Raw genomic sequence first — 20,458 nt, 5'->3', positions numbered from 1 at the left:
CTTGCAAAACTTTGCCATAAATTACGAAATAATAGAAGACAACGGTCAGCATATACTAAGATACGTGGCACCTCCCCCGTACAAAGGTGAATTTCAGCTGTTCATGAGGGGCAGCCTAGTAGACGGAAGTTTTGGCGATCCACAGCGACTTGCCGAGAAGATATCATATTTAACGGGTAAATACCCTATGATAGCGCCAAGACAAGTGCACGGGGTAACGATATTGGAACCGTCATCATCCATATATCTTCCTTGCAGGCCTGAAGGAGATGGCATATTTATTGATAAAACAGACGTTTACGGATCTTTGCGGTTTGCTGATTGTTTCCCCATAGTAGTTCAAGGCTTATCCCCAAAACCATGGATTGCCATGGCTCATTCTGGTTTTAAGGGAACCCTTAAGAACATAGCCAAGGCACTCATTGAGAAAGTGATGATAAGAAGCGATATCAAAGATGCTATAGCATGGATAGGTCCGGGCATATGCAAAAAGTGCTATTATAGAATGAAGAATGACCCTTCTACTAAATCCGCTACCGCTTGCTTCTCAAAAGAGTATTGGAAAGAAGAAAAAGATAAGGTTTTTTTCGATATGGCCGGAATTATAAAGAGTCAGTTGCAGGAAGTAGGCCTAGTAGCGCAGAGGATTAGGATAGTAGATCTTTGCACCTCATGCGACAATGATTTATTGTATTCTTACAGATGCGGAGATATGGAAGACAGAAATTTTTTGTTAGGCCATCTTAGCCTATAAATTATACAGATGTGGTTTGACGATGCCAAAAAGAATATTGTCCTGTGATAATTAAATTGAGTGGGAAGATTTTCAAAAACCTGGAAGGTGGTTTGTATGAAACCTGTTCGCGTTGGCGTTATGGGAGTAGGTCATTTAGGTTTTCATCATGCAAGAGTTTATACGGAATTATTGAATGCTGAGCTGGTGGGTATAGTTGATATAAATGAAGATAGAGCAGCAAGTATAGGAGAGCTTCTAAAGGTTCCTCACTATACCAATGTGGAGACTTTTTTGGATGCCACCAAGCCAGATGCAGTGAGTGTGGTCGTTCCAACGAGTGAGCATTATGAGGTTGCACGGAGGGCTTTAGAGAGAGGCTGTCACGTTTTGATAGAAAAACCTGTGACTGCAACAGTTGAGGAAGCGGAAGAACTGCTAAAGATTGCTGCTTCAAGACATCTAGTCCTCCAGGTAGGACACATAGAAAGGTTCAACAGCGCTATACAGTACGTGCAAAAGATTATTAAAAAACCTATATTCATTCAATCGAGACGTATGGGTCCCTTTAACCCAAGGATCAGTGATGTTGGTGTAGTCTTGGATTTGATGATCCATGATATAGATATAATCTTGGCTTTGGTAGGCTCAGAGATTGAGTCCATTACTGCAATAGGAAGAGCTATAAGAACGAATATGGAAGATGTAGCTTCTGCCCAGATATCTTTTACCAACGGAGCATTAGCTCAGATTTTGGTTAGCAGGGTCTCAGAGAAAAGACAAAGACAGCTGGAAATTATGGAACCTGAAAGGTTCATATCGGTTAATTACGAGACTCAGGATGTTTCCATACATCGTTGTATAAGAGAAAAAGGTTCTGGCATGGTCGAAGTTATTGAGCATCCTGTCTTTCCGAAGAAGGAACCCCTCAAACTTGAACTGCAGCATTTTGTTACCTGTATACAGGAAGGAAGACAACCGCTGGTTGGAATATCTGATGGTAAAAGAGCCTTAGAGGTGGCTATACATGTTTTGAAGCAGATAAATTCGTCCAATTTTGATACTAGTATTTCTCAAGTTTAAGTTATTTTTGTAGTATTATTACATAAGTAGACATTTGTGGCGCGAAAAGTCCGGGATTTCCCGGACTTTTCGCTGTAAAGTGTTCTTATATTGTTTAGCTGGTACAATACTCTTGTAGTTATTATCTCAAGATGAGGAGGAATAAGATGCCTGCTATTAATATTCAGGCGCTTTTGGCGTTACTTTTTTTCATTTTATCGCTTTTAATATCGAGAGCCGTGGTGAGAATTAATGAGGGCAAGTGGCCTGGGGGCCCAACGTTGATTTTTTTCTTGCGAGTGCTTCTAGGTTTTGTTTTCGCTGCGGCCATATATTTTGCCTTTTATGCCTTTGCAGGGATAGATATCTTAAACAAATAAAAGCAAGTAAAGCATTTTATAAAGAAAGAGGTGGCCCGTTTTGGAGAAGCTAATTGAAAAAGCCCTTAACGGCGATGCAAGATCAATAGCAAGGTTGATTACGCTGGTTGAAAGCGAATCTCCTTACGCAGAAAGCTTGATGAAAACCATTTATCCCCATTCTGGAAAAGCTCACATCATAGGTATTACTGGTAGCCCAGGAGCAGGAAAAAGCACGTTGGTAGACAAGATGATAAAAGAAATGAAATCGAAGGGCAAAAAAGTGGGGGTTATCGCGGTAGATCCCTCAAGCCCTTTCAGTGGCGGAGCAGTTTTAGGAGATAGGCTTAGGATGCAGCAACATTCGGTGGATAAAGATGTGTTCATAAGGAGTATGGGGACTCGTGGTTCTTTGGGGGGGCTGAGCAGGGCAACTTATGAGGCTGCTTTGATCCTAGATGCTTGTGGTAAAGATGTAGTGATAATTGAAACTGTAGGTGTAGGCCAATCCGAGGTAGATATAGTAAAGATTGCAGACACTGTTTGTTTGGTTCTAGTTCCAGGAATGGGTGACGATATACAAATAATGAAGGCTGGAATAATGGAGATAGCAGATGTCTTCATAGTCAATAAGGCTGATAGAGATGGTGCGGAAAGGATAGCAACAGAAGTAAAGATGATGCTTGATTTGATGCCGAAACGGTCGTGGCTACCTCCGGTTGTAACAACCATTGCAGAAAAGGGAGAAGGCATAAAGGAGCTTTGTAGCAAAATTGAGGAACACTATTTCTTCTTGACAAATTCGGAAGAAGGGAAACGCAAAAAATATCAAAGGCTCACCAACGAGGTAGAAGCTATCCTGGCAAAGGAAATTGCTCGGATAGTGGAGGACGCTTGGGAGAACATGAAAAGCAAAGAACTGTTGGATGATTTAGCTCAAAGGAGGAAGGACCCGTACTCTGTAGCCAAAGAACTCCTTGACAATATCTTGTGCGGGGGTAATTTAAACGTATAAACATATAGAACAATTGGGAGGAAAGGATAATGAAAATTGCCTTGGGATCTGACCATGCAGGGTTTAGCCTAAAAGAAGAAATAAAGAAACATCTCAAGAATTTAGAGCCTGACAATTTTGAGGTTTTTGATTTTGGGACGGACAGCGGGGACGTGTCGGTGGATTATCCCGATATAGCAGTGAAAGTTGCAGAGTCTGTAGCCAACAAAAAATGTGACAAAGGAATATTGGTCTGTGGTACTGGCATAGGAATGTCGATTGCAGCAAATAAAGTTCCAGGAGCATATGCGGCGCTGGTGTGCAGTGTAGAAATGGCTAGGTTGTGTAGAGCTCATAACGACTCAAATATACTAGCTTTAGGGGGAAGAACTACAAAGTTAGAAGACGCATTGGCAATGGTAGATGCGTGGTTAGAGACTAACTTTGACGGAGGCAGACATAGCAGAAGAGTAGAGAAAATAAGAAACTATGAAAAATGTAAAAGGACGGAATATTGCACCAACAAGAAAGTGGAAAGGCTCAATATTGTTGAGCATCCCCTCGTAAAACATAAAGTTAGCATTATTAGAGACAAAAATACCACGGTCAAAGAGTTTAGGGAACTTGTGCAGGAAATAGCGGGGCTCATGGTTTATGAAATTACAAGAAACCTTCCCCTTGAAGAAGTGAAAGTTGAAACCCCCATAACAGAAACGGTAGCTTATTCCCTTGCTGGAAAGAAAATGGCGATAGTGCCCATTCTACGTGCAGGTTTGGGCATGGTAGATGGAATACTTCAGTTGATCCCCAACGCTAAAGTAGGTCATGTAGGGCTTTACAGAGATCCTGAGACCTTGGAGCCTGTGGAATATTACTGCAAACTGCCTGGAGATATAGGAGAAAGAGACATTTTCATTCTTGATCCAATGCTTGCTACAGGGGGATCAGCTGCGGCTGCCATAGAACTCGTGAAAAGAAAGGGAGGGAAAAAAATAACCCTCGTTTGTCTAATAGCAGCTCCAGAAGGAGTGGAGAAAGTCCACAGCCAACATCCCGACGTGGACATATACACTGCTGCTTTGGACGACCATTTAAACGATCACGGTTACATAGTCCCTGGCTTGGGGGATGCGGGGGATAGGCTTTTTGGGACCCGATAGGTAAATAATAGGTAATAAGGTTATGGCTACCCAGGCAATAGTACTTAGCTGGAAAAACGCGGCTTTCCTGAGTTTGTTGTTTTTTGCGTGGGGCATAGCCGCCACCCCTTTGTCGATTGCATTGGCAAAGACGTTTAGAATAGTTGATATGCCAGGCGGCAGAAAAAAACATAAGGGAATAATTCCAAGAGGCGGAGGCCTGACCTGCTGGATAGGTTATCTTTTTCTCTCGTTTGTGTTATTGGGAATTTATCCTGAAATGGCTCCTATAGCTACTGGTGCAACAGTAGTCTTCCTGGTGGGGTATGTAGACGACATGAGGCAACTGCCAGCATGGGTAAAGTTGTTCTTCCATTTGTTGGCATCAACCTTCATCGTATGTTTTTTGCCTGTGAGTTTACCCTTACGAGCTCTTTTGGTTTTGTGGATTGCAGGTGCAACCAACGCCTACAATTTGATTGACGGTGTTAATGGCTTGGCCCTTTCTCTTTTCATGCTTTCATGTGTATTGGGAGCCATTACGACGAAAATAGGAATTTTTTTCCCTCTTGCCGCTATGGCATTGGGTGTGTTCTTTTGGAATTTCCCTGTAGCGAAGACGTTTCTTGGGGATGGTGGGAGCACCCTTTTGGGCTTTCTCTGTATGGGCCACTTATCTTTTGCTATGTGCCCTCTTTTAGTTGAAAGAAGCCCAATAATAATCGTGCTTTCCCTGTTTTTGATAGGTGGAGTGCCTTTTTTAGATACTTTCTGGGTAGCTTCTAGGAGGATAGTTTTGCGTAAATCTCCTTTTACCCCCGATAGAGGCCATATACATTTTATTTTGTTGGATAAGGGCCTTAAAATAGAACAAACATTGTTTTTGTTATTATTAATCCATGGATGCATAATAGCAATGGGGTACGGTTTGATTTTAGGCAAGATAAGCTTGTTATCGTACTTCTAGGTAAGTAATAAGGAGGTTATGCATGTCCCATAAAAAGAGAATTTGCTGTATCGTGGGGACTAGGCCTGAAGCAATAAAAATGGCGCCAGTCATCCAATTGCTGAGCAAGTCAGATATCTTGGAGCCGTATGTTCTTGCCACAGGGCAACATACTGATATGTTGTACCAAGCGTTGGGTTATTTCGATATCGAACCTGACTGTGACCTTTGCGTCATGAAAGACTCACAGAGTCTTGATTACCTTACTTCTGCCATATTGCTAGAAACCGGTAAAGCCCTGGATGAAGCCAAGCCCGACGCTGTAATGGTTCATGGTGACACGACTACTGCTCTCGGATCTGCAATGGCAGCTTTTTACAGGAAGTTACCTATAGCACACGTTGAGGCAGGTCTTAGAAGTGGGAATATACATTTACCTTTTCCGGAAGAGTTAAATAGAGTAGTTGTAGATAAAATTTCGGACATACTGTTTGCCCCAACACCTAGAGCAAGAGAAAATCTTTTAAATGAAGGAATCAACGCTGAAAAAATAGTTGTAACCGGTAACACTGTAATAGATGCATTAAGATTGACGTTGCAGAAGCTATCCGTTCCGTCGGAGGAGAAGTTATTTGCTATTCCTGAAAAAACTCATTTGCTCCTTGTAACAGCCCACAGGAGAGAATCCTGGGGGACACCTTTAAGAAACATTTGCGAAGCAGTGAACGAGATAACATCACGGTATAGCAACATATGGGTAGTGTTCCCTATGCACAAAAATCCACAAGTAAGGGAAACTATACAGGAAATATTAGGTAAGAATCCGAGGGTAATTTTATGTGACCCATTAAATTATCCTGACTTTGTGTGGACAATGAACCGCAGCTCTTTGATACTAACTGATAGTGGAGGTGTTCAGGAAGAAGCTGCTGCATTGGGTATACCAACTTTGGTAATGCGGGATGTAACAGAAAGGCCTGAGGCTTTAGAATGTGGTACAGCATTCATTGTAGGAACCTCTAGGGATAAGATTTTGGAAGTCTCCATACAGCAACTTTCAAAGATGGTTGACAAGGAATATAACCGAAAGAAAGAAAGATTGTTCAATGCAAGCAATCCTTTTGGTTCTGGCAATGCCTCCAAGGTAATAGTGGAAGTCATGGAAAGATACTTCAAAGGAAAAAGTAAGAGCAGTTATTGACTCGGATGAGGTGATTTTAATGTATTCTAAAATGTTGATTAAGGGCGGTAATCCTTTGAGTGGAGAAGTCACGACACAAGGAGCTAAAAACGCAGCATTGCCTGTAATAGCAGCTTCTTTGCTGCTTAAAGGAAAGAGATTGAAAATCAAGGATGTTCCTAAATTAGAAGATATATATACCATGGCTGATTTACTGAGGCAATTAGGGGTAGAGGTTAACCATGTAGATCATAGCATGATACTGTCCGTGCCTGAAGATCTATGCTGGGAAACCCCTAAGGCTTTGGTCAGTAAGATGCGAGCATCATCTCTCGTTTTAGGCCCCTTGCTTGCTAGAATGGGAAAGGCTGTCTTACCTCTTCCTGGCGGTTGCGCTATAGGTAGCCGACCGATTGATCTCCACCTTAAAGGATTAGTGAAGCTAGGGGCAGAGGTAGAGCTCCTTCATGGTGCAGTTCATGTCAAAGCTAAGGAACTTAGGGGTACTAGAATATACTTGGATTTTCCTTCCGTCGGGGCTACTGAGAACATTATGATGGCGGCCGTGTTTGCAAAAGGAGAGACCGTTATAGAGAACGCAGCAAGGGAGCCTGAGATCACCAATCTAGCGGAAGCTTTAAAGCTGATGGGATGTAATATAGAGGGTGTAGGTACCGGAATAATTCATATAGAGGGTACTGACTCCCTAGAGGAAACTGAAGTAAAGATAATTCCTGACAGAATAGAAGCGGGGACGTACATGGTGGCAGGAGCTATAACAAGAGGAAAGGTAAAAGTGAAGAACGTAACGCTAGAACACATAGACGCCACTTTAGCCAAGTTAGAGGAAACAGGAGTGACAGTAGAAGTGGAGAAAGATGCTGTTACTGTTGATGCGAGAGATTGCAAAATGAAAGGAGTATCCCTTAAGACGTTACCTTATCCAGGCTTTCCCACAGATATGCAACCGCAGTTTACTGCTTTATTGACCATAGCAGAAGGTACTAGCGTGATAAAGGAGACCATTTTTGAATCCAGATTTTTGCATGTAAGTGAGTTGAAAAGGATGGGTGCTGATATAGAATTACAAGGCAACACCGCCATTGTCAACGGCGTACCAAAACTTAAAGGAGCAGAGGTTAGGGCCACAGATCTAAGAGCGGGAGCTGCTCTTGTGTTAGCGGGGCTTGCTGCAGAGGATGAGACAGTTGTGTATGGATTAGGTCACATAAGACGAGGTTACGAAGATTTTCAAAATAAACTGAAAGCCTTGGGGGGCGATGTGGAGGAATTGCCATCGGAAGAAGATGGGAGCGCTAAGTGGTAAGTTATAATACAGCTTCTGAACAAAGGAGGAAGCATTATGTGGCTTAAAAAAGTAGTTAGGGAGGACTTGAAATCAGTAGGGAAGTACCGTTATGGAAAACCTATTGAAGAGTTACAGAGGGAACTAGGGTTTGAAAAGATTGTTAAACTCTGTTCAAATGAAAATCCTTGGCCTTTGCCCGATTCTGTGAAAGAAGCCATAATAAAGGGAACCAGCAAAGTGCATAGATATCCCGATCCAGGATCTTACCTTTTAAGGAAGAGGGTAGCTGCCAAATGGGGGGTATCTCCTCAGGAGGTCATAATAGGCGCTGGAACTGAGGGGATTTTGCATTCTCTTTTCCACGCGATCATTAATCCTGGAGAAGAGATCCTCCTACCAACACCTACTTACCCCCTTTACAAACTTGCTGCTATTGCTGCTTCTGCCAAATGCGTAGAGGTAAATGCGAAAGATGAAGATTACTGGGCAATAGAAGATTTAATATCTCATTGCAGCGAGAATACAAAAGCGCTCGTTATATGTAACCCTAACAACCCTACAGGGAAGATGCTGAAAAGAAGCGAGATGCTCAAGCTTGCGCTCGAACTAGAGAACAGAGGAATCCTTCTGATTGTGGATGAAGCGTACGCAGAATATGTAGAGGATGCTGCCTATCTGGCAGGGGTAGAGCTGTTTAGGCAGGTTGGTAGAGTAGTTGTGATAAGAACTTTCTCCAAGATATATGGACTCGCTGCCTTGAGGGTTGCCTATGCTATTGCCCCTAAAGTAATAGTGGATGCCTACGATAAAACTCATCCAGTTTTTGAAGTAAACAGCATTGCGCAAAAAGCTGCAGCAGCAGCTTTGATGGAGGAGGAGTACATCAAGGAAGTGCGCCTCAAAACGATCGCGGAGAGAAAAAGAATTCTGGATTCCCTTATGGAATTGGGTATGCAGACCGTAAATACCTGCGCTAACTTCCTGCTTATCAAACATGCTAAATCTGACTTGATATATGATTTGTTACTGAAAGAAGGAGTAATAGTAAGGAAAGGAAGCGATTTAGGATTGCCTGGACACCTTAGAGTTTCCATAGGCCTGCCGGAGGAAAACGACAAATTCTTAACCTCTTTGAAGAAGGTGTTGACTTCCGTTGAACTCTAAAAATCACCTAACCGAATTTTCAAAAAAGGAAGTGATCAAAGGAGTAAAGGTGATTGCTTTTGTAGGACCTGCTGGCACTGGGAAGAGTCAGAGAGCTCAGCTTGTGGCAAAGGATTTAGGTGCGGATTATATTATTGACGATGGATTGGTAATAAGGAAGGGACAAATTGTTTGTGGTAGAAGTGCCAAGACGGAAAAAAACCAAATAAAGGCCATACGGAGAGCCTTGTTTCAATTTGAGGATCATAGAGAAGCAGTAAGGTCGTTTTTGAAGAAGGCCCAACCTTGTACTGTAATGATAATATCTACTTCGGTTGGAATGGTTGAGCAGATAACGAACAATTTAGGGCTTAACACTCCAGAAAAGATAATACGGATAGAGGAAGTAGCCTCAAAAGAAGAAATAATGAACGCCCGGCGAGAGCGTGCTATCAAGGGGCAGCATGTTATTCCTGTATCTCATGTGCAAGTCAGAAGAAACTTTGCAGGGAAGCTGGTTGGTCGGTTGAAGGTTTTTCTATCCGATAAGCAAGAGCATGAAGGAGAAAAAACCATAGTGAGGCCACCATTTAAATTTTACGGGAGCTTGCACATCGAACCTACGGCGATAGAACAGATAGGGAAATTTGTTGTAGCAGGAACCAGGGGAGTCTCTAAAGTTATTGATGTAGATGTTAAATCCTTGGATGAAAAGGTAGCCCTTTCCGTACAAATAAGGGCAATATGTGGAGAATTGCAGTTTTTCGAATTGGGCAAACTGATCCAAAAAAGGCTTAACAGCGCAATATCAACTTTTACGGGACTAGAGGTCGCAAGGATAGATCTGATTATACAAGAGGTGGACTTTCGATGATCAATGAGAAAAAGGAAAGGGCCTGGGAGAAACTCAGTGACCTTATAGAAAAGTGCAATAAATGTCCTTTAGGAACCCATAGAAAACAGGCTGTAATCGGTTATGGCAACAAAAATACTGACTTGATGTTCATAGGAGAAGGTCCAGGAGCAGAAGAAGACGAAAAGGGACTTCCTTTCGTGGGAAGAGCGGGGCAACTATTGGATAAAATTTTCGAGTCCGTAGGCATCAAGAGAGAAGAAATATACATCACCAATGTAGTAAAGTGTAGGCCGCCCAACAATAGAGTGCCCACCATAGAGGAGATGACATCTTGTGATCCATATCTGATGTCTCAAATTATATTGGTAAACCCTAAGATAATTGTCTGCCTAGGATCTACTCCCACAAAATGGCTTTTGAAAACGACAGAGGGTATCTCAAAACTTAGGGGGAAATGGTTCAACTGGCGAGGGATTTTAATAAGACCCATGTTTCATCCCAGTTATCTTTTGAGGAACGCTTCCACGAAGGTTGGAAGCCCTAAATACTATACATGGATAGATATACAGGAAATAAAACAAAAATGGATGGAATTACAAGGTGAGCAAAGTGGAAAAATCATTACACAAAGATAGCCCAAGTAATATACCTGTACATGTAGCCATAATAATGGACGGTAATGGGCGATGGGCCCAAAAAAGAAAGCTACCAAGGCTTTTTGGCCACAAAGAGGGTGCAAAAACTGTAGAGAGAGTCTTGGAAATAGCCATAAAAAGGGGTATAAGGTACTTAACCCTTTATGCATTCTCTACAGAGAACTGGAAGAGACCCAAGGAAGAAGTAGAGGGACTTTTCTCCCTTCTAAAAAACTATTTGACTAAAAAAAGCGGTGATTTACAGCAAAACGACATAAGGTTACGTTTTGCAGGAAGAATAGAGTCTCTTCCAGAAGATGTGAGAATGGCCATGGTAAAAGTCCAAAAAGAAACATCTAATTGCAAAACTTTGGATCTAATTCTTTGCATAAATTATGGAGGAAGACAGGAAATCATAGATGCAGCGAGGAAGTTACTGGACATTTACTCCTCCAATATAGACGAAATCGACGAGGTATCTTTTAGATCTTGTTTATACTTACCTGATGTACCGGATCCTGATTTGATAATAAGAACAAGTGGAGAGATGCGATTGAGCAATTTCTTGTTATGGCAATCAAGCTATTCAGAGCTCTTTTTCACTGAGACACTGTGGCCTGATTTTTCGGAAAAAGATTTTGACGAAGCTCTTGAATCATATGCAAAGAGGCAAAGGCGCTATGGGGCAGTTTGACATAAAGAACGAGACAATAAAAAGAGCTATCAGTGGTTTCTTTATTGTTGCCGCAATAATGGGTTCTCTCTACCTTGGTGGTTATCCGTGGTTTATTCTTTGCTCTATTGCGGCTTTGGGGTCTTTGTTGGAGTTCTATCGCATACTGAAAGGTTTCTTTCACGTTTCAAAGGCAACGGGCTTTTTTGTTGGCATAACGATTTTAGTTCTTTCGTTCTTTCATTTTTACAATGCGATAGTTCCTTCTTTGGTTATGGGTACCTTTTTTGTAATGTTAGTTGAGATAATACGCAAAAGCGCATCTGGGACCAGCTTCGGTATCCATAGTTTGAGCGGCACCGTTGGTGGAATAGTTTACTGTGTTTTCCCGTGGTCTTTCATGATTATCCTTAGAGAGCATCAGTGGGGATTTTTCATTCTGGGGACTTTGTTTTTTTGCACATGGAGTTGTGACATAATGGCATACCTTGTGGGTTGTAATTGGGGTAAAACCCCCCTTGCGCCCAATGTTAGTCCTAAAAAGACCATGGAGGGATTCTTTGGAGGGCTGGCAGGAAGTCTCATGTGTGCAGGGCTTTTATCCTTTTTTTGGCAGCTTGAACCTATCCCATTGCTTTTGATAGGTTTGCTGTGCGGCACTTTCGGTCAAGCAGGCGATCTTGCAGAATCTCTCCTCAAGAGGGAGGCAGGAATAAAAGATTCGGGAAACATCATTCCAGGTCATGGAGGGTTCTTGGATAGGTTTGATAGCGTGGTAGTTTCTGCCACGCTGGTGTATCTTCTTTGGGGCAATTTGTGGGGTTGATTTGGCATGTATAAGATAGCTTTGATTGGAGCCACAGGAAGTGTTGGAAACGCTATTTTACGTGTAATAGATGCATATCCCGACGTGTTTTCTTTACACTCTGCGGCTGCTTACAGCAACGGCGAAAAACTAATAAGAATATGTAAGAAGTTTGGTACTCCAAAGGCATATTTATTCAGTCCCCAAATGGGAAGTTTTAAAAAAAATGATGATATCCCTGATATTACCGTGAGGTTTGGCCCTGAATCTTTGGAGGAGATGGTTTGTGATCCCGAGGTAGACAAGGTTGTCTTTGCCTCTTCCGGGGTCACATCTTTGAAGGCCATTATACTTGCGCTTGATAACGAAAAAGAAGTGCTAATAGCCAACAAGGAATGTCTTATCGTTGGTGGTAAATGGATCAAGGAACACGTCAAGTATGACAACCAGTTGCTGCCACTAGATAGCGAGCATAATGCCATTTGGCAATGTTTAGGAAAAAGCTGTAAACCCTTTGGAGTGAAGAGAATGTTCATCACGGCTTCCGGTGGTCCCTTTCTCAATTATCCTCTGGATGCGTTGCCAAGGGTTACACCTAAAGACGCGCTTAAGCATCCTGTATGGCAAATGGGAAGCAAAATAACCATAGACAGCGCAACCATGATGAATAAAGGACTGGAAGTGATAGAGGCATCCATACTGTTCGATATTCCCATAGATAGAATCGAGGGAATAATTCATCCTGAGTCCAAAATCCACGGAGGAGTAGAATTTGTTGACGGCTCCATGCAGCTTGCTGTACTTAACCCAGATATGTTCCTGCCCGCTCTGTCAGCTCTTTCTTATCCACAAAGGCTTGATGTACCCGTTGAAGAGTCCCCGCTGGGTTTCGGAACCTTAACCCTTGAGAGGATAGATCCCAAAAGATTTCCTTGTTATTTTATAGCTCTGGAGGCTGCCAGAAAAGGTGAAGCTTGCAGGGCGATTTTGGTGGGAGCCGATGAAGAGGCTGTAAATCTCTTCATCGAGGGGAAAATTTCCTTTGGACAGATACCTGAGCTGATAGAGAAAGCCCTTGACTCTTATAGCGGGGGAGAACCTAAGTCTTTGGATGACGCTTCAGATTTGGTAAATGTTGGCAAAAAACTAGTCAAAAAACAAGTTAAGAAGTCTCTTTAATTTTATGATAGGGGTGCGGTGAATGTTAATAAGTATTTTATCTTTCCTTGTCGTTATTGGTATATGTGTGATATCCCATGAGTTTGGGCACTACATAACGGCCAAATGGAATGGCATTCAAGTGCACGAGTTTTCCTTTGGAATGGGGCCTTGTTTATACCAAAGAAGGATAGGAACGACAGTTTGGTCCTTGAGGGTCATTCCTATTGGGGGGTTCGTAAGACTTGCAGGCATGGGCGAAGAGAAAGACAACGAGCAGGTGTTACCAGGGATGGATTTCATGGGGAAACCCGCATGGAGGAGGTTCATAGTCCTTGCAAGCGGTTCCGTTACCAATATAATGGTCGCCATATTGTTGACCGCTTTTTTGCTTTCAACTCACGGAGTTTTGGATTTGAACTCTGCAAAAATAGGAAACGTTCTGAAGGGTTACCCTGCTGAAAAATATGGTTTAGAAAGAGGCGATGTCATACTTGCGGTTGGAGATAAGCCTGTCCACGACTGGAAGGAAATGTCTCAGGCTATAAAGAAAAGTGGAGAAACACCAGGACCAGTAAAAATAAAAGTGAAGAAGGTTAATGGAGAAGTTAGGGTGATCTTTGCGGAGATTCCTTTGGATCCAGAGTATGGATACCCTTTATTAGGCATACAGCCTTCAAGAGTAACTTACAACCCTTTATCTGCCACCTTAAAATCCGTAAGCTACATTTGGAACTTCAGTGTTCAAATATTGGAGGGGATTGTTAGATGGATATCTGGGAGTTCCGGCATATCCGTCACAGGCCCTCTGGGAATAGCGTCCATGGCAGGAGAAGCTGCAAAAGAAGGTCTTTGGAGCTTTTTATCCTTCCTTGCCCTGATAAACCTTCATCTGGGAATTTTAAATTTGTTCCCTTTTCCAGCTCTTGATGGGGGAAGGTTAGCGCTTGTAGTCGCAGAAATGATCTTTAGGAGAAGGATCCCAGAAAAGTGGGAACAATATATCCATTTTATAGGTTTTATATTGTTACTTTCTCTGCTGGCCGCAGTAACATGGAAAGATTTAGTGAAAATTTTGACACGAGAAGGGAACTGATTGAAAAGAATGAGCGATAAAAAAGGTAGATGTGTTTTCATCAGTGGAATGGGAGTGGGTAGTGGTTATCCTGTTAGAGTAGAAACTATGCTTAAAGTTCCCCTATATAACCTTGAAGAAGTAGTATCAAAGGTTAGGGAACTGGAAAGAGAAGGTTGCGAGTTGTTGCGTGTTGCTTTTCCATCGTTGGAGCTTAAGGAGCAGCTCCAATGTTTGATAAAGTCTACTAATATTCCAATCATGGCCGACATACATTTTGACCCTAATTTGGCCCTGTCAGCCATTGAAGCAGGTTGCCCCTCGGTAAGGATAAACCCTGGCAACATGAAGAACAAAAAAGCCTTACGAGAGATTGTAAGCGCTGCAAAAGAAAGGGGTGTAGTGATAAGGATAGGCGCTAATGGAGGCTCGTTGGCTTCAAGCTTTTATGAAAGAGCACAAGGTGATCAAGCAAAGGCCTTAGTATTGGCAGTTGAAGAACAAATAAAACTCATGTGGGATGAAGGCTTTGAGGACCTAATAATTTCAGCCAAGGCAACTTCAATAAATGCAACGTTGAAGGCCAACATTTTGCTAAAACAGAGGTATCCTTACCCACTGCATATAGGTATCACGGAGGCAGGACCAGGAGTACATGGAGTAACTAAAAGTAGCGTGGGCATAGCTTTAATGTTATCCCAAGGGATCGGCGACACGATAAGGGTAAGCCTAACGGACTCTTCAGTTAAGGAGATCAAAGTGGGGCAGGAGATACTTCAAGCTCTCGGAATTAGGCGTTTTAGAGCCGATCTCGTGTCCTGTCCTACGTGTGGCAGAAAGAGAATCGATGTGCAGACCCTCGTAAAGGCAATAGAACCAGTACTTGATAAGTTCCCAAAAGATTGGACCATAGCAGTAATGGGCTGCGAAGTTAACGGTCCCAAGGAGGCATCAAGCGCAAACTTGGGTGTAGCGGGGACTTTAAGTGGTGTGGTCTTTTTCCAGCACGGAAAGATAGTAGGCAAATGTTCTGTCGAAGATATTGAAACCTATGTAAAAACACTCATCAAGCACTTATAATAAAACAAAATTTCGCATCAATCAAATTTATTAATTGACATGTACCCCTGTAACGTTATAATTATTCCGTTTTTCAAAAGGTATCATAATAACAATAGCTAGGAGGCAGTGGAAATGTTGCCAATACCTGAGAAGTTTACGTTGTCAGTTGGTAAGGGAGAGGGAAAAGAGAAGCTGACGGCTTTCGATGCAGCTTTACTTGATGCAGGGATAGGAAACATGAATCTTTTGAGGGTCAGCAGTGTCCTTCCCCCTCGCTGCGTCTACGTGGAGAAGATGGACATGCCTTTTGGCGCACTTTTGCCAATTGCCTATGGTTCCATAACAAGCGATGTGCCTGGTGAAACCATAGCAGCTGCCATTGGCGTTGGAATTCCTGAAGACGCCGATAGTTTCGGCATGATCATGGAATTTTCTGGTTTCTGTAAGGCCGATGAAGCTGCCCAAAGGGTAGAGAGCATGGTTGTAGAAGCTTTTGATATGAGGGGTTTAAAGTTAAAAGAAGTAAAAGTTAAGGCTATAGATCACGTAGTTGAGGTGTGCGGTTCCGTTATAGCCTCTTGCCCCTTATTCTATAAGCTATAACTGTAAAATAAAAAATTTAGCGAAGTGGTTGGTGAAAAATGGAAAAGAGAGTTGCAGATCTTTGGGTTACTGAGTACCAGACTAAAAATATGCGTCTTGGCCTAAGGATAAAAGAGGTATTATGCAACAAAGATACCCCGTATCAGCATCTTTTAGTTGTTGACACCTTAGAGTACGGGAAGGTAATGCTGCTTGATGGTGCAATTCAGATAACAGAAAAAGATGAGTTTACATATCATGAGATGATGGCCCACATCTTAATGTGTTCCCATCCTAACCCCAGAAGAGTTTTAGTCGTAGGAGGAGGGGATGGAGGAACAGTTAGAGAAGTTGTGAAACACCCTTCATTGGAAAAGGTCTATTTGGTAGATATCGATGAAGAGGTAATCAATGCATCAAGAAGATATTTCCCTTCAGTAAGTTGCGAGCTTGATAACGAAAAAGTTGAAATCAAACCGATGGATGCAATTCAATTTATAAAGGAAAGAAAAGATTTCTTCGATATTGTTATAGTTGACAGCACAGACCCTGTAGATTTTGCAGAAGGACTTTTTAAAAGGGATTTCTATTCAGATGTTTTTCACGCATTAAGACAAGATGGTATGATGATTGCTCAAACTGAATCGCCTTTCGCAGAAGCGGACATAGTTAAAGATGCTTATAATGAAATGTCCAAAGTTTTTCCAATTGTAAAAATGTGCTGGGGTGCTATGCCTACCTATCCAACAGGCATGTGGACGTATACGATCGGAAGTAAAGGTCCTGACCCTGCAAAGCCCCTTAGAGATGTGCCTGCAAAGACAAAATATTACAGCAGGTCCTTGCATGAGGCCTCCTTCGTTTTGCCTGGTTTTGTCGTGCAGCTTTTAAAGGGGGAGGAAGGTAAGTAAAATTGAAAAGGTTTATTTCTGCTAGTGCGTCTGGATTCAAGAAAGCGGAGTGGATATTGTTAGGTGCGCCGTTGGACAGCACAGTCTCTAGACAGCCAGGTAGCAGCAAAGCTCCACAGTCCATAAGAGATGAATCGTGGAATCTTGAAACCTTTAGCTTTTCGATAAAAAGGGATCTTGAGGATGTCAATTTCTTTGATATTGGCGATTTGGTTCTACAGTGCAGGCCCATCGAGATAGCTTTAGATATAATTTATAAAGTAGCAAACCACCTTTTCAAAAATAGGAAGAAAGTGCTTTCCTTTGGAGGGGAGCACTTAGTTTCTTATGGGTTGATAAAGGCCGCAGCAGAGACTCACCCCGGTTTGCATGTCATTCATTTAGATGCGCATGCGGATTTGCGCGATACTTATCATGGAGAGAGATTTACTCATGCAACCGTTATGAGGCGAGTGGCAGAGGAGTGCCTCGATACCCCCTCAAACTTGTACCAATTTGGAATTAGATCTGGCACAAAGCAAGAATACGAGTGGGGCAAAAACAATACCAGGTTATTTGAGGAGCAGGATATAGTTTCAGCTTTGTCCAACGTTATTAATGATTTGCAGGATAAACCCATATATATAAGCCTTGACATAGACATTTTTGATCCCTCCATCGCACCTGGAACAGGTACTCCCGAACCAGGAGGCGTTATAGATTACAGAGAAGTGCTAAATTTCATGACGACTATGAGCTCTTTGAATATTGTAGGAATGGACATTGTAGAAGTTTGTCCTTTATTGGATATCAATAACATAACCTCAGTATTGGCAGCTAAAATTGCCAGAGAAGCTTTGTTATTGTGGGGGGTGGAAAAGGTTGTTTGAGACTTCTTCTAATTTGGGAATGCACATATTGGTTGAAGCTTATGATTGCGAACCTGAGAAATTGGATAACTTGAAGGGAGTTCAGTCTGCCATGGTTGAAGCTGCCGAGTTGGCTGGTGCCACGGTTTTGGATGTGGCCTTCAGGCAGTTTGCTCCCCAAGGAGTAAGTGGCGTTGTTATCATTTCTGAATCCCATCTGACAATACACACATGGCCAGAGTACGGCTACGCCGCCATAGATCTCTTTACATGTGGGACTAAGGCTGACCCTTGGAAGGCCTTTAAGCACATAACAAATTATCTTAAAGCGCAGAAAGTCACCACAATGGAGGTCAAGCGAGGTTTTATACCCAGCCAAGCACCAGAACGAAGCTTTGAACCTGAAGAATTAACCAAAGTGGAAGGCAGGGTTTAACCCTGCCTTCCACTTTTTTGGAAATATATCAAAACGTAGTGCATTTTGAGACATCTTGTTTTATAATAAGCAGTAATAAAATAAACTTCACTTTTAGTAAGGTTTATTAGAGGGGGAGAAAAATGAAGGAGAAGAGTGCGGCTTTTAGCGTTACCTCAGAAATTGGACGGCTTAAAAGGGTTATGCTTCATAGGCCGGGCCGAGAATTAGAACGTTTAACCATCGATAATAAGGATAATCTATTATTTGACGATATCCTGTGGGTGGAAGAAGCTCAAAAGGAACATGATGCTTTTGCTGACTTATTAAGAGACAATGGAGTTGAAGTAGTTTATTTCAAAAATTGTCTATCTCACATACTAAAAGATGAAAACATCAGAAAATCTTTGTTGGAAGACGTTATCGCACTGGAAGCCCTTGATATACCTCTTTCAATGGCACTCCTAAGCGAATTGATGGCCATGCCTTCTGACGAACTGGCAGAGATATTGATAGCAGGATTGACTAAGAAGGAAGCTTTACAGATTTTGAGTCCTTGTACTAGCTTGGTCCTTAATTCTATAGGCGATTACGATTTTTTGATTCGTCCAGTGCCTAACCTTTACTTCCAAAGAGATCCTTACAGTTTCGTGCAGGATGGTGTAGTAGTAAGTGTTATGAACTTCGAAGCTAGAAAGAAGGAACCTCTATATGCCAAGTATATATTTGAAAACCATCCTTATTTTAAGGGACTAAAAATATTTTATGGCACTCAGTCAAGAGACACATATCCATATCATATCGAAGGTGGTGACGTGCTGGTCCTCTCTGACAAAGTAGTCGCAATAGGAATTAGCCAGAGAACTTCCGCTGGAACCGTGCAAATCGTGGGCAGCCGCTTAGCTAGAAGCTCTTCCGTCAAGACTATACTGGCATTTGATATCCCCAAGACAAGGGCCGCTATGCATCTGGATACTGTTTTTACAATGGTAGATCGCGACGCATTCACGGTTTACCCGGGACTCAGCGAGACTTTACGAATTTGGGAACTTAATTATGAAGAAGACGGTACCCTGACCTCCATCAAGGAACACAGCAGCCTCAAAGAATGTATAAAGAAAGTTTTTGATATCAGCAATGTGAGGTTTATAGAGACTGGAGGAGGGGACCCAATAGCAGCGGCTAGAGATCAATGGAACGACGGCACTAACACATTAGCATTAGAACCGGGTGTAGTGGTAACTTACAGGCGCAACGTTGCATCTAATAGGGCATTGAGAGAAAATGGAATAAAAGTTTTTGAAATAAAAGGAGCAGAGCTTGGGAGAGGCAGAGGAGGCCCTAGATGTATGAGTATGCCCATCTGCAGGGAGAATATACACAAATAAACTATAATATATTTAGAAGGAGGAGAAACAAATGGCTGTAAATTTGAAGGGAAGACATTTTCTCACACTTTTGGATTTCACCCCGGAGGAAATAGAATACTTGATCGATCTTTCTGCTTCTTTAAAACTGAAAAAACGCGCAGGCATAAGAGGAAATGCACTGGAAGGTAAAAGTGTTGCCCTTCTATTTGAAAAACCTTCCACAAGGACAAGGTGCGCATTTACTGTCGCTTGCATCGATGAGGGAGGACATCCAGAATACTTGGGGAAAAACGACATTCAATTAGGGCACAAGGAAAGCGTAAAGGATACCGCGAGAGTTCTAGGCAGAATGTTTGATGGCATCCAATTCAGAGGGTTCAAACAAGAAACAGTGGAAGAGCTCGCTAGGTACGCTGGCGTTCCCGTATGGAACGGTTTGACCGACATGTATCACCCAACCCAGATATTGGCTGACTTTCTCACGATAAAGGAAAATTTTGGGTACCTGAAGGGAATAAAGCTTGTCTTTGTGGGTGACGGCAGAAACAATATGGCGAACTCTATGATGATCGGTTCGGCCAAGTTGGGCTTACATTTTGCTATAGCTTCCCCGGAAGGGTTGAGACCTTCAGACGAACTTGTCAAAAAGTGCGAAGAGTTCAACAAGGTTTCTGGCGGGACAATTGAATTTTTCGAAGACCCGAAAGAAGCAGTAAAAGGAGCCCACGCAATATATACGGATGTGTGGGCCTCTATGGGGGAGGAGAGCAAGCTCGCCGAACGCATTGCCCTTTTGAAGCCCTATCAAGTTAATAAAGAGCTTATGGCCGCTTCCGGTCGCAATGACACTATCTTCCTTCACTGCTTACCTGCAGTAAAAGGAAACGAAGTTACGGAAGATGTATTCGAATCACCTCAATCCAAAGTTTTCGATGAAGCAGAGAACAGACTTCACACTATAAAAGCAGTAATGGTGGCAACGATAGGAAACGTTTAAGCCCAAACCTCGAAGAAGGAGGGCAGGTAAAATGACTCAGGAAAAGAAAAGAACCTTTCGTTGTGCTATGTGTGGAGAAATCTTTACGTTGGAAGGGGACAAAAACGAGATAAAATGCCCTAAATGTCGTTCAAAGGCCGTAATCCTCGAGTCGGGGGATTCTGTTGGCAAGAAAAGAGGTTGCGCCCCTTCAGGGTGAGGAATAT

23 protein-coding genes are annotated in these 20,458 nt (G+C 42.5%); all 23 read left to right on the top strand.

Features of this window, described 5'->3' with window-relative positions; genetic code table 11:
• The first annotated feature begins 1 nt into the window (after position 1).
• The 23 genes from V7Z69_RS01055 to V7Z69_RS00945 all read left to right on the top strand — a co-directional run bounded on the left by V7Z69_RS01055 (position 2) and on the right by V7Z69_RS00945 (position 20,451).
• A complete protein-coding gene (locus V7Z69_RS01055) occupies positions 2-754 on the top strand; it encodes a purine nucleoside phosphorylase YfiH/LACC1 family protein (RefSeq protein WP_014163213.1) in 753 nt (250 codons plus the stop codon).
• 96 nt (positions 755-850) lie between these two features.
• On the top strand, positions 851-1,816 hold the full coding sequence (locus V7Z69_RS01050; protein WP_014163212.1) for a Gfo/Idh/MocA family protein: 966 nt from the start codon (positions 851-853) through the stop codon (positions 1,814-1,816).
• A 146-nt stretch (positions 1,817-1,962) separates the two neighbouring features.
• Positions 1,963-2,175 (top strand): hypothetical protein, encoded by a 213-nt coding sequence (locus V7Z69_RS01045; RefSeq protein WP_014163211.1) that lies wholly within the window; start codon positions 1,963-1,965, stop codon positions 2,173-2,175.
• A gap of 40 nt (positions 2,176-2,215) precedes the next feature.
• Positions 2,216-3,169, top strand: coding sequence for a methylmalonyl Co-A mutase-associated GTPase MeaB (gene meaB, locus V7Z69_RS01040; RefSeq protein WP_014163210.1), 954 nt, complete (start codon positions 2,216-2,218; stop codon positions 3,167-3,169).
• Between the two features lie 29 nt (positions 3,170-3,198).
• A complete protein-coding gene (gene upp / locus V7Z69_RS01035) occupies positions 3,199-4,308 on the top strand; it encodes a uracil phosphoribosyltransferase (RefSeq protein WP_014163209.1) in 1,110 nt (369 codons plus the stop codon).
• A gap of 22 nt (positions 4,309-4,330) precedes the next feature.
• Positions 4,331-5,254, top strand: coding sequence for a glycosyltransferase family 4 protein (locus tag V7Z69_RS01030; protein WP_014163208.1), 924 nt, complete (start codon positions 4,331-4,333; stop codon positions 5,252-5,254).
• Positions 5,255-5,276: 22 nt separating this feature from the next.
• Positions 5,277-6,434 (top strand): non-hydrolyzing UDP-N-acetylglucosamine 2-epimerase, encoded by a 1,158-nt coding sequence (gene wecB, locus V7Z69_RS01025; RefSeq protein ID WP_014163207.1) that lies wholly within the window; start codon positions 5,277-5,279, stop codon positions 6,432-6,434.
• Between the two features lie 19 nt (positions 6,435-6,453).
• Positions 6,454-7,740 carry a UDP-N-acetylglucosamine 1-carboxyvinyltransferase gene (gene murA / locus V7Z69_RS01020; RefSeq protein WP_334138145.1) on the top strand — a complete coding sequence of 429 codons (1,287 nt, stop codon included), beginning with the start codon at positions 6,454-6,456 and terminating at the stop codon, positions 7,738-7,740.
• A gap of 36 nt (positions 7,741-7,776) precedes the next feature.
• Positions 7,777-8,886: a histidinol-phosphate transaminase gene (gene hisC / locus V7Z69_RS01015; RefSeq protein ID WP_014163205.1), complete on the top strand. Its 1,110-nt coding sequence runs from the start codon at positions 7,777-7,779 to the stop codon at positions 8,884-8,886.
• Positions 8,876-9,739, top strand: coding sequence for a hypothetical protein (locus V7Z69_RS01010; RefSeq protein ID WP_014163204.1), 864 nt, complete (start codon positions 8,876-8,878; stop codon positions 9,737-9,739). Before hisC ends, V7Z69_RS01010 begins: the two co-directional genes overlap by 11 nt.
• The gene (locus V7Z69_RS01005) at positions 9,736-10,356 is read left to right on the top strand and encodes a uracil-DNA glycosylase (protein WP_014163203.1); all 621 of its coding nucleotides are present in this window, start codon (positions 9,736-9,738) and stop codon (positions 10,354-10,356) included. Before V7Z69_RS01010 ends, V7Z69_RS01005 begins: the two co-directional genes overlap by 4 nt.
• The gene (locus V7Z69_RS01000) at positions 10,322-11,050 is read left to right on the top strand and encodes an isoprenyl transferase (RefSeq protein ID WP_014163202.1); all 729 of its coding nucleotides are present in this window, start codon (positions 10,322-10,324) and stop codon (positions 11,048-11,050) included. Before V7Z69_RS01005 ends, V7Z69_RS01000 begins: the two co-directional genes overlap by 35 nt.
• Complete coding sequence (locus tag V7Z69_RS00995; RefSeq protein ID WP_334138144.1) at positions 11,037-11,855, top strand: phosphatidate cytidylyltransferase; 819 nt, start codon at positions 11,037-11,039, stop codon at positions 11,853-11,855. The genes V7Z69_RS01000 and V7Z69_RS00995 overlap by 14 nt, the downstream gene beginning before the upstream one ends.
• 6 nt (positions 11,856-11,861) lie before the next feature.
• The gene (gene dxr / locus V7Z69_RS00990; RefSeq protein ID WP_334138143.1) at positions 11,862-13,013 is read left to right on the top strand and encodes a 1-deoxy-D-xylulose-5-phosphate reductoisomerase; all 1,152 of its coding nucleotides are present in this window, start codon (positions 11,862-11,864) and stop codon (positions 13,011-13,013) included.
• 22 nt (positions 13,014-13,035) lie between these two features.
• Complete coding sequence (locus V7Z69_RS00985) at positions 13,036-14,088, top strand: M50 family metallopeptidase (protein ID WP_334138142.1); 1,053 nt, start codon at positions 13,036-13,038, stop codon at positions 14,086-14,088.
• A gap of 9 nt (positions 14,089-14,097) precedes the next feature.
• Positions 14,098-15,147 (top strand): flavodoxin-dependent (E)-4-hydroxy-3-methylbut-2-enyl-diphosphate synthase, encoded by a 1,050-nt coding sequence (ispG, locus tag V7Z69_RS00980; RefSeq protein ID WP_041446033.1) that lies wholly within the window; start codon positions 14,098-14,100, stop codon positions 15,145-15,147.
• 114 nt (positions 15,148-15,261) lie between these two features.
• The gene (locus V7Z69_RS00975) at positions 15,262-15,732 is read left to right on the top strand and encodes a pyruvoyl-dependent arginine decarboxylase (protein WP_014163197.1); all 471 of its coding nucleotides are present in this window, start codon (positions 15,262-15,264) and stop codon (positions 15,730-15,732) included.
• Positions 15,733-15,770: 38 nt separating this feature from the next.
• The gene (gene speE / locus V7Z69_RS00970; protein WP_014163196.1) at positions 15,771-16,622 is read left to right on the top strand and encodes a polyamine aminopropyltransferase; all 852 of its coding nucleotides are present in this window, start codon (positions 15,771-15,773) and stop codon (positions 16,620-16,622) included.
• Between the two features lie 2 nt (positions 16,623-16,624).
• A complete protein-coding gene (speB, locus tag V7Z69_RS00965; RefSeq protein WP_014163195.1) occupies positions 16,625-17,491 on the top strand; it encodes an agmatinase in 867 nt (288 codons plus the stop codon).
• The gene (gene speD / locus V7Z69_RS00960; RefSeq protein ID WP_014163194.1) at positions 17,484-17,906 is read left to right on the top strand and encodes an adenosylmethionine decarboxylase; all 423 of its coding nucleotides are present in this window, start codon (positions 17,484-17,486) and stop codon (positions 17,904-17,906) included. The genes speB and speD overlap by 8 nt, the downstream gene beginning before the upstream one ends.
• 122 nt (positions 17,907-18,028) lie before the next feature.
• Positions 18,029-19,273 (top strand): arginine deiminase, encoded by a 1,245-nt coding sequence (locus V7Z69_RS00955; RefSeq protein ID WP_014163193.1) that lies wholly within the window; start codon positions 18,029-18,031, stop codon positions 19,271-19,273.
• Positions 19,274-19,304: 31 nt separating this feature from the next.
• The gene (gene argF, locus V7Z69_RS00950) at positions 19,305-20,252 is read left to right on the top strand and encodes an ornithine carbamoyltransferase (RefSeq protein WP_014163192.1); all 948 of its coding nucleotides are present in this window, start codon (positions 19,305-19,307) and stop codon (positions 20,250-20,252) included.
• A 31-nt stretch (positions 20,253-20,283) separates the two neighbouring features.
• The gene (locus V7Z69_RS00945; protein WP_014163191.1) at positions 20,284-20,451 is read left to right on the top strand and encodes a TFIIB-type zinc ribbon-containing protein; all 168 of its coding nucleotides are present in this window, start codon (positions 20,284-20,286) and stop codon (positions 20,449-20,451) included.
• The last annotated feature ends 7 nt before the right edge of the window (positions 20,452-20,458 follow it).

Origin of the sequence: Thermovirga lienii (genome assembly GCF_036847465.1) — a bacterium.
Classification (GTDB): domain Bacteria; phylum Synergistota; class Synergistia; order Synergistales; family Thermovirgaceae; genus Thermovirga; species Thermovirga lienii.
This window is presented reverse-complemented; position numbering and strand designations above follow the sequence as displayed.

Coding starts and splice junctions, on each gene's coding strand:
- argF (WP_014163192.1), top strand. CDS start 19,305: ATGGCTGTAAATTTGAAGGGAAGACATTTTCTCACACTTTTGGATTTC.
- V7Z69_RS01050 (WP_014163212.1), top strand. CDS start 851: ATGAAACCTGTTCGCGTTGGCGTTATGGGAGTAGGTCATTTAGGTTTT.
- V7Z69_RS01030 (WP_014163208.1), top strand. CDS start 4,331: ATGGCTACCCAGGCAATAGTACTTAGCTGGAAAAACGCGGCTTTCCTG.
- V7Z69_RS00995 (WP_334138144.1), top strand. CDS start 11,037: ATGGGGCAGTTTGACATAAAGAACGAGACAATAAAAAGAGCTATCAGT.
- V7Z69_RS00975 (WP_014163197.1), top strand. CDS start 15,262: ATGTTGCCAATACCTGAGAAGTTTACGTTGTCAGTTGGTAAGGGAGAG.
- V7Z69_RS00985 (WP_334138142.1), top strand. CDS start 13,036: ATGTTAATAAGTATTTTATCTTTCCTTGTCGTTATTGGTATATGTGTG.
- V7Z69_RS01005 (WP_014163203.1), top strand. CDS start 9,736: ATGATCAATGAGAAAAAGGAAAGGGCCTGGGAGAAACTCAGTGACCTT.
- murA (WP_334138145.1), top strand. CDS start 6,454: ATGTATTCTAAAATGTTGATTAAGGGCGGTAATCCTTTGAGTGGAGAA.
- V7Z69_RS01045 (WP_014163211.1), top strand. CDS start 1,963: ATGCCTGCTATTAATATTCAGGCGCTTTTGGCGTTACTTTTTTTCATT.
- wecB (WP_014163207.1), top strand. CDS start 5,277: ATGTCCCATAAAAAGAGAATTTGCTGTATCGTGGGGACTAGGCCTGAA.
- upp (WP_014163209.1), top strand. CDS start 3,199: ATGAAAATTGCCTTGGGATCTGACCATGCAGGGTTTAGCCTAAAAGAA.
- ispG (WP_041446033.1), top strand. CDS start 14,098: ATGAGCGATAAAAAAGGTAGATGTGTTTTCATCAGTGGAATGGGAGTG.
- speE (WP_014163196.1), top strand. CDS start 15,771: ATGGAAAAGAGAGTTGCAGATCTTTGGGTTACTGAGTACCAGACTAAA.
- V7Z69_RS00955 (WP_014163193.1), top strand. CDS start 18,029: ATGAAGGAGAAGAGTGCGGCTTTTAGCGTTACCTCAGAAATTGGACGG.
- dxr (WP_334138143.1), top strand. CDS start 11,862: ATGTATAAGATAGCTTTGATTGGAGCCACAGGAAGTGTTGGAAACGCT.
- V7Z69_RS00945 (WP_014163191.1), top strand. CDS start 20,284: ATGACTCAGGAAAAGAAAAGAACCTTTCGTTGTGCTATGTGTGGAGAA.
- hisC (WP_014163205.1), top strand. CDS start 7,777: ATGTGGCTTAAAAAAGTAGTTAGGGAGGACTTGAAATCAGTAGGGAAG.